This window comes from Apilactobacillus waqarii (assembly GCF_019061205.1).
Classification (GTDB): Bacteria; Bacillota; Bacilli; order Lactobacillales; family Lactobacillaceae; genus Apilactobacillus; species Apilactobacillus waqarii.
Map to the genome: position 1 here is coordinate 1 of NZ_JAHQYH010000023.1, position 478 is coordinate 478.

Genomic DNA, 478 nt, shown 5'->3' on the forward strand with positions numbered 1-478 from the left:
TATTATTGGTGAAGGGGGTTCTGGAGGAGCATTAGCTTTAGCTGTTGCCGATAAGGTTTGGATGTTGGAACATACTGTTTATTCTATTTTAAGTCCTGAGGGCTTTGCCTCTATTTTATGGAAAGATGGTACAAGAACAACAGAAGCAGCACAATTAATGAATATGACTGCTGGAGAACTTTACCATATGGAAGTTGTAGACAAAGTAATCCCTGAACATGGTTATTTTTCAAGTGAGATTGTCGATATGATTAAGACAAGTTTAATTTCAGAGTTAGAAGTGCTCTCACAATTATCTCTTGAGGATTTATTGGAACAACGTTACCAACGTTTTAGAAAATATTAATAGAAAAAGGCTGAGTTATTTACTCAGCCTCAGATTGAAGACAAAGTCCTCAGAAGTTATACTTCTGGGGATTTTTCTTGCTTTGAAGGAGTATAATAAAAGAAAAAAGGTATTTGATGAGGTGTTCCTATG

The 478-nt window shown here is 35.4% G+C and carries 1 protein-coding gene; it reads left to right on the forward strand.

Translation table 11 applies throughout. The annotated features are described in order from the left end of the window. Positions 1-346 (forward strand): Clp protease/crotonase-like domain-containing protein (locus KTJ72_RS07020; protein ID WP_488153814.1); only part of this gene is annotated, 346 nt, incomplete at its 5' end. Positions 347-478 lie beyond the last annotated feature (132 nt).